This window comes from Acinetobacter sp. WCHAc060042, assembly GCF_003231195.1.
GTDB lineage: Bacteria > Pseudomonadota > Gammaproteobacteria > Pseudomonadales > Moraxellaceae > Acinetobacter.
On sequence record NZ_QKVN01000096.1, the window covers coordinates 1 to 1272 of the forward strand.

The window sequence follows — 1272 nt, forward strand, 5'->3', positions numbered from 1 at the left end:
CACTGCTGTCCCATAGTTTTGTTTAAATAAAAAACCTGAGTCCAAAATAGTTAAAATATAAGTGCGAACAAACACTTTAACTACAAGGACTCAGGTTTTGTCACATCAGAATACCGTATTTCATCAATTACTTAAACCTATTTCACGATGTGATTTTGAACGTCTTGCCAAGCAGCATCATTGTGGACAAAAATTAAGATCAGCCACACGCTGGGATCAGTTTATTGCCATATTGATGTCCCAGCTGTCCTGTCGACAAAGCTTAAGAGATATTCAATCCAATCTCGAATCACAGCAGGAAAAGCTCTATCATCTCGGTGCTAAGACTATTGCACGAAGCACCTTGGCAAGAATCAATGAAGAACAGCCTGCCAGCCTATATCAGCAATTATTTACTCAGTTACTTCGGCATTGTGAAAACACGAAGATTGCACATAAATTTCGATTTAAGAATCCGCTGTATTCACTTGATGCAAGCCACATTGATCTTTCACTGTCCTTATGTGAATGGGCAAAACTACATGAATCTAAAGCTAGCATTAAACTGACCGTTGGTTTAAATCATAGTAATACCATCCCTGAATTCGTGGCACTTGGAGATGGCATTAAAAATGATATGGTGCAAGGCAGAGCACTTAGATTTCCTGCTAGAAGTATTGTGGTATTTGATAAAGGATATATTGATTATCAATGGTTTGCTCAGTTAACAGATCAGAACATCAGTTTTGTGACTCGACTACGTCCAAAGACAGTTTATCAAGTTAAATCGAGCTATAAGGTCTTGGCTTGCAAGGGGATTCTTTCGGATGAATGCATTGAATTAACGAGTATCCATGCCAAGAAAAGAGGAGCACCGAAGCGATTAAGGCGTATAGAATTTTATGATGCTGAAAAGCAAAGGAGCTTCGAATTTCTAAGCAATAATTTCCATCTAGCGGCATCCACGATTGCAGCGATCTACAAAGATCGTTGGAAAGTAGAACTATTCTTTAAAGCGATTAAGCAGAATTTAAAATTGAAATCATTTTTAGGCCGAAGTCGTAATGCAATACAAACACAAATATGGATTGCATTAATCGCCTACTTGCTAGTGAGCTTTGCCAAACATATGGCGCAGGAAGGCTGGAGTATTCAAAGATTATTAAGAATTATTCAGGTGAATTTATTTGAAAGGAAGTATCTCAAGGCATTATTTTTACCCGATAAGAAGTGGCGAAAACAAGAAGAACCTCAATTGAGGTTCTTCTTGGAATAATTGTGGGACAGCAGTGC

At 38.1% G+C, this 1272-nt stretch carries 1 protein-coding gene; it reads left to right on the forward strand.

Translation table 11 applies throughout. The features are described from left to right. The first annotated feature begins 97 nt into the window (after positions 1-97). Positions 98-1255, forward strand: coding sequence for an IS4 family transposase (locus DPG01_RS18325; RefSeq protein ID WP_110975997.1), 1158 nt, complete (start codon positions 98-100; stop codon positions 1253-1255). Positions 1256-1272: the final 17 nt, after the last annotated feature.